Annotated in this window: 7 protein-coding genes and 2 pseudogenes (1 of these 9 running past the window's edge); all 9 read right to left on the reverse strand. The window is 39.9% G+C overall.

Going from position 1 to position 6558, the window contains the following annotated elements; translation table 11 throughout:
• A pseudogene (locus tag ABUA47_RS12275) lies at positions 1-443 on the reverse strand (hypothetical protein); the annotation flags it as partial.
• Positions 444-466: 23 nt separating this feature from the next.
• A complete protein-coding gene (locus ABUA47_RS12280) occupies positions 467-1648 on the reverse strand; it encodes a relaxase/mobilization nuclease domain-containing protein (RefSeq protein ID WP_349824535.1) in 1182 nt (393 codons plus the stop codon).
• Positions 1649-1668: 20 nt separating this feature from the next.
• The gene (locus ABUA47_RS12285; RefSeq protein ID WP_259029664.1) at positions 1669-2058 is read right to left on the reverse strand and encodes a plasmid mobilization protein; all 390 of its coding nucleotides are present in this window, start codon (positions 2056-2058) and stop codon (positions 1669-1671) included.
• A gap of 201 nt (positions 2059-2259) precedes the next feature.
• Positions 2260-3258, reverse strand: a complete 999-nt coding sequence (locus tag ABUA47_RS12290) for a toprim domain-containing protein (protein ID WP_349824534.1) — start codon at positions 3256-3258, stop codon at positions 2260-2262.
• A gap of 19 nt (positions 3259-3277) precedes the next feature.
• Positions 3278-4480 carry a primase-helicase family protein gene (locus ABUA47_RS12295; RefSeq protein ID WP_349824533.1) on the reverse strand — a complete coding sequence of 401 codons (1203 nt, stop codon included), beginning with the start codon at positions 4478-4480 and terminating at the stop codon, positions 3278-3280.
• On the reverse strand, positions 4467-4826 hold the full coding sequence (locus tag ABUA47_RS12300; protein WP_008997496.1) for a helix-turn-helix domain-containing protein: 360 nt from the start codon (positions 4824-4826) through the stop codon (positions 4467-4469). Before ABUA47_RS12300 ends, ABUA47_RS12295 begins: the two co-directional genes overlap by 14 nt.
• A 186-nt stretch (positions 4827-5012) precedes the next feature.
• Positions 5013-5411: a hypothetical protein gene (locus ABUA47_RS12305; protein WP_244063736.1), complete on the reverse strand. Its 399-nt coding sequence runs from the start codon at positions 5409-5411 to the stop codon at positions 5013-5015.
• 2 nt (positions 5412-5413) lie between these two features.
• Positions 5414-6040, reverse strand: a complete 627-nt coding sequence (locus ABUA47_RS12310; RefSeq protein WP_349824532.1) for a hypothetical protein — start codon at positions 6038-6040, stop codon at positions 5414-5416.
• Between the two features lie 20 nt (positions 6041-6060).
• Positions 6061-6558: pseudogene (locus tag ABUA47_RS12315) on the reverse strand (phage integrase SAM-like domain-containing protein); it runs 828 nt beyond the window's last position.

Below are 6558 nucleotides of genomic sequence, written 5' to 3' on the forward strand. Positions count from 1 at the left end.
AACGAATATTGTGGAGCCCATTCTGCTACTTGCTCAATGGTCATTAAGCCTTGCGCTTTTCGCTTTTGCAGATACACGTTGCGTTTGCACTCTCTTTCTTTTTCGTCTTTTTCCAAGTATTTTTCTATTTCTTCAACATACAGTTCAATGAAGATAGTCCCCAGACGTTTGAGGGTCTTATCCGATAGAAGTTCTGCTGAATCAGACATAGCGTTATAGTAACTATCCATTTCTTCATGAACAGCATTCTTTATCTCGTCATACGGAATAGAAGTTGCTGAGGTACTTGCAAGAGGCGTTATTGGTGCGACCTCCTCTTTTGTTGCCAACTTCGCCAATAGATTTTCGATATTACCAAGTCTCTGTTCTGTTGCGACATTATTGTTTTTGATGACAGACAAGTCATCAAGTATATCCTCTAACTGTTCGTTTGATTTAGCCATATTGTTGATGTTTATAAGTTTGATTAACGCCTGCCTCTTCCGAAGCTGCGACTTCTACTGCTATATTTTTTCTTGTATTTGTCATCATCTCCCCAATCAAGTTTAGAAGACGTGCCTCCACCACCTGCAGATATGGCAGGTTGATATGGAGGAAAGAGAATGGTTCCAAGGGAAGTGAGTCCTACTTGAATCGCTCCTTTGCCTATATTGGAAACGTCATCTGCAGCTTGGTACAATTCATCAAAGAAGTCTTGTTCCAAAGTCTGTTCGTTGCCACACATCTGCGGGGCATCATACATTCTTGCTTGGGCTTGCCTGGGGAAACGTAAATCGAAATCGGGAAATACTCTATCTATATCTCTTACATCATAGGCATTATGCGAATCGTACCATTCTTGCCGAGCATCATCATACATGTCTCTTGCCTGTTCATGTACGATAGCTATAGGGTTGCCGAGTTTCTTGCAGATACATGCAAGAGTGAGTGATGAATCCAATTGCTTGCCACTATAAGAGATGTCATGTTTCATCTTGCTGCTGATATTTTCCTTGGCAAGAGTGAACGATATTCCTTCTATACCATTTGTTTTAGTATTATATCGGAAGCGCAAACGGATTCCTGCTTTTGACAATTCATTCTCAAATTCTTTCCAACTTCGAGAGACTTGCAATGATTCGCTTACTCGATGCAACATCTGATAACGGATGGCATCCATTGAGCGAAGTCTTCTTTCTTTGATGGCCTCTTTTCCTCTTGCGATAAATAAGCCATATTGCTCAGTCAATTCCTTACACACTTTTATGTTCTTGTCTTTCTCATGTGAGTCTTTGGTGCATTTGCCTTTAAAGTTTACTCGATTTACCATGATATGAACATGTGGGTGCTCTTTGTCGAAATGACGGAATGCGACAACTTGATTGTCGTCATATCCCATGCGCTTCAAGTAATCGTTGACTATTTGCCCTAACAGATTGTCATTAATGCGTAGCGCATCATGGGGTGAAAACGATAAAATAAAGTGACCTACAGGTTTCTTGGTTCGAGCACTCAAACCTGCCTGCATCACGAAACTATCTGTTATGGTTTGGTTATTTGTAAGATTGATTCCGTCGCTTGAAGCAACCAGTGTCGCATTTTTGCGTGGGTCGTTAATGTAATTGATAAGCCCACCGAATGATGCTCCATGAAGTATTTTACCATACATATGCTGTCGTGTTTTGTAGTTTAACTTTGATTTTCTTGTTCGTCTTCTTTCTCTTTGATTTTAAGACGAGCTTGATGGAGAATAGCATTGACTCCATCAAGGGCTTCGTTGGCTTTGTCTGCAATGGTCATAAGCCCTGCTTGGTGAGAAAGCTTAACCAAGGTATTGATATTCGTTCCAAGATTATTCAAGTCTCTTATCTCTTTCATCAACTCCTTCGAAACCGGTTGGCGCACGATAGCATGAAGTGCGCCTTCACGAATGTAAGTACTTATGGGCATCCCTCCAGCCTTGCGTTTGATACGGACAAACTGTTTTGGTGTGAAACGAACTGGTATGGGCTTGCCATACTTTTCCTCTTCAGGGAGAGGCTTGCGCCCTCCAGGATTGTTGATAACATGTTTTGCCATTTATCTCTTATTCTTTTGATTTCAGTTCTTGAGGGACAAGTTTCTCAACAGGTATTGACATTTGCCATATGCTTGAAAGGCAAAGGCAATAGCACAATCGGGTATACCGATTGGAATAGTTTTCGTATATCGAAAACACAAACTTGCTCCCGAAAGAACTTAATAATTTGCTAACGCATGTTTTTGACCATAGTGAAACATTTATCGCTTGGAGTTATAATGTTGCCTTGTTTCAACTGACTCCACTTTTCTCTTGCGGAGGGAATCATTCAAGTCCTTATCTCCTGCATATTCGTCTGATGCATCAATCGTTTGGCTTCTGCAATTTGCTTTGAGTTGCAAGGTTGCATTACGTCCCGCTTCATCATTATCCAAATGACAATAGATGCAGTTGTACTTGTCCAAGATCTCAATACACTTAGGAACATTGATTACAGAGTTCAACACAACGGCATCACAATCTCCATGCAACACAACATAAGATAGAAAGTCTATGAAACCTTCAAATACATGGCAGACTTCGTTACCTTGTGATATTACGGAAATATCCTTTGGAGAGATGCAACCTTTGAAATAAGCATTGCGAATTTCGTAACCACCCGAGCGATTTGGAAAGCCCAATGCAAAATAGTTTCTGCCATGACTACGATAATGAACTTCCGTACAATACCGTTTTGCCACATTCCAAGTTATCCCTCTTTGTACAACATATTTGTACAGGGCATAATGGTTCAGCTCCTCAGTTTCTATATTGGTAAAAGCTATGCCATCTGCCGTCTTCGTTTCTTGTATTTGTTGAACAGGATTGGCAATCGTTAAGTTTCGAAGATAATCTTGAAAGTTGTTTGGATGAAACAACAGCTCTATTAAGGTTTTAACTCCACCACCTTTACCCAATCCGAAATCGTACCAAACATTTTTATTGATGTCCACCTTGAATGATGCTGTTTTTTCATCATGCAATGGAGACAAATACCACCAGTTTGCCTCTTTCTTTGCAGTAGGCTGATAATGGTGACTTGCAAGAAAGTCAATTATCTGTATATGCTTATTATCGAATGTATTCATCGTTAATTTGTTGTTGAGTTGTTGAATTGTTGAGTTAGGATGATGAAAAGAGAAAATCGTTGAGCTACTGTTGACCATATTGTTGAGCCGTAAATGCTTATGCCACAATGTATATGTTCTTCTTTTCATCATTTCAACAAATCAACAATGATTATATGTTTAATGATTCTATAAACTCCTTAGTCACAGTATAATAACGTCCCACCCGACTCACTGCACCAAATTTTGTTGGCTTAGAGTAGTCGTATTGGTATGTCGTATATGAAAGTGCATTTGGAGCCGGCTTCAAACGCCATAATTCCTTCACTACTTTGCGAATATGCCAAAGTTCCACCTTCACACCATTAAGGGAAAGCAATGGCAGCAAGTCTTGTGGTATAAATGAAACCTTGTCCACTTTCTGACATTCCATAATGCTGCGCAATAACTCTACGAGATCAATCTCCGTATGGTTGCGGTTGCATTGCATGATGCGTTCCAAAGCATCCGTATGAATAAGCGTAGGATTGAACCACATACGACTCTCTTTAGTGCTATATAGTGCCCGATGTTGCAAGTAATACAAGAAAGCTGGAATTTGCGCTTTCAACTTCTGCAAGAAGTTCGTATCATCGCTTTCCAACGGCATTATCTTACGCACCCAATAACGTGTCTCTCCGGTATCAATGATAACTGGGAAAAGCTCATTATTGGAGCACAAAACGAACTTGGCGAAGAAATTCACTTCTTGTCTGTCCTTGCCTTTGGCTTCAACCTTGTATGTCTGTGCTGTGCTCAAATTCTTTAGGCGTTCTGAGTCTTCTCGTCGGCATAGCAGCACCTCGTCAACAACAATAAGTAACTTACCTGCCCAATCCGCATTAAATTGGCTTCGAAAGTCCTCATTGGTATTGAAAGTTACATTGTCTTCAAACACCGCCTTGAGAAAATTCAAGAAAGTAGTCTTGCCTGTATTGCGCTCTTCTGATACTAATAGTAATATTGGTAACTTCTGCGTAGGTTTGGCATAGAGCAACTGCATGTAGTCCATCCCTAACTCAAATTGTTCACCAAAGATATGGTGTATCAGCTTCATAATGTCTGGAAACTCTCCTTCTGATGGTATGTGGTCAATGGGCTCATACAAATTGTAGAAACCGCCAATCTCTTTATGATAATCGGTATGGCTGGGAACAGTACAAAAACCGTCATATTTCCGAATAGGTGGCGTATTGTTCTTACCATAATCCTGTCGGATAGTGCCAAAACTCCATGGGATGCGACGCAATGTGCAAGTACCATTAGCTAATGGTTGTTGGGCAATCTTGTACAGACAAGTACCCACTCTGATATATTCTTCCTTATTTCCTTCCATAACGCTTGTTGTTTATAAAAGCCATGGCTTCGTTCTCCAAATCTGCTTCCGATTTTCGATAAGTACCGCTTTTCAGCCATTCTTCTATTTCTGCCTTGTTAAAAATGATATTCTTTCCTTTCTTGTGAAATGGTATTTTTCTTGCACTCGTCCAACCATAGATGGTCTGTTCTGCCGGGTGAGTAGGCAAAAACTCTATTAGATCAGCTACATTGAACCATTGCTGTTCTTCACTCTTCTTTGGTGGTATCAGTTTGTCCACCTTATCGCCCAACTCATTAAGTTTGGCATACATGACAGCCAACATCTGAGGCATGTCATTAAACGTGATGTTTTCTTGTTGCATATTTATCAATATTTTGTTTCTGTGTGCAAAGGTACATCTACGTTTGTGTGGCAATACGTGGGGCTTTGTGGGGATATAAAAATGACAGATGCGCTATTCGCTTGATAATAAGTGAATAACGCATCTGCCAATAGTTAAACAATGTAAGTTTTGTGGAAAAGCGTGGAATGGTGGGGATATCCACACTTAGTAACTCCTTTTTATGGATTCATCTATTATTTCTTTGTATTCTTTGTTCTTTTCCGAAACTCCAACACTAAGGAAATCTTTATGATGTTTGTCGTAATACTCTGGAGATATATCGCATAGTTCCAACATGCTTTCTATCCAATGTCTTGGGGAATCAGACAAAGCAATGGTGTGTGAAACAGCAAACAACATATAGCAAATACGTTGTTTTTGTCGAGGCAGTGGATGGACTTTGGCTTTATCTAATTTGAGATTCAAAAAATTGATGAAGTCGCTTGCGGGCATGTGCTTGAACTGCTTGCCATTACAAGTCTGATAAATCCCAACACAAACGCCAAGGTTGACAATATCCCTCAACTGAGCTATTTCTTTCAGTATTAAAGATTTATCAATCATGTCTATACCTCCTTCTCCAAGTATTCTCCATTTTTTAGGATGACATCTACTAATTTTGATATTTTACGAATCAGCAACTCCAGAAATTGCATCTCAAAATAATGCACCTGTCCACACTTCAATTGCTCCTGCCTATATATGCCATATAGTTCTTCTCCTTGCTTATGCGCTTTGTCGTATGCCAATTTCGTATTATCACATTGTGCATCCAATGTCTTGAAGTCCTCTGAATTAAAATCCATCATATCAAGTCTGTTACTTTCAGTTTGATACTTTCTCCACAGATTCGTTGCTTTATCTTTGGCCGCATCCCATCTCTCTTTATATTCTTTCAAGTGAGACAGCTCCATATTTATGAAGTCCAATGCGTTCCAAGCACTCAAATCAATAGAGACAAACTTATCCACCTCATTCTTTAAGCCTATAGCGCTTTCATAGAGGGATTTTCCGTCTTGACGTGCCAAATTCTTAACATCATCAATGATGCCGTTGGTGTTCTGATAATCGTGATAAAATTGTGCTATCACATAAGCATCAGCAAATGTAATGTCTGATACATTTGTCCGTGATGCTATGATATGGTTTACTCTTTGTAAACGCTTGAATATTTCTTCAATTATGTTTGCCATATATAATACAGGTGAATATGTTACTTGATAGCAGCCAAATCGATCTTGATTGCATCGGCTGCATTCTCTTTCTTTTCATCTACAACTTTTGTGTATCTCTGCGTCGTACGAACATTGGTGTGTCCCAACATCTTACTTACCGTGAAAATGTCTGTGCCATTGCTCAGCTGGAGCGTAGCATAAGTATGGCGGAAGCAATGGAAAGTGATATGCTTAGTGATTCCAGATGCTTCAATCCATCTTGACAAAGGTTTGGAAATCCACGATGGAGCAGGAAGACCCTCAAATACTAATTGGTCAGGATGCCCGGGTTCTCCACATAGATCATACGCTTGCTCAGAAATAGGCATGTACTCAACGCCCTTTGTCTTCTTTTGCTCGAAGTTTATGCGATAGTGAGTGCCTTCCTTTGTCAGCTCTTTCCATCTCATTTTCATAATGTCACAATGTCGAAGACCTGTCAAAGCAGAGAAAAGGGCTGCACGTTTGATAGTGGGATTGTCGCATGGTGTACAAAC

Source organism: Bacteroides sp. RTP31139st1_H2_RTP31139_211217, from assembly GCF_040227615.1.
Taxonomy (GTDB): domain Bacteria; phylum Bacteroidota; class Bacteroidia; order Bacteroidales; family Bacteroidaceae; genus Bacteroides; species Bacteroides uniformis.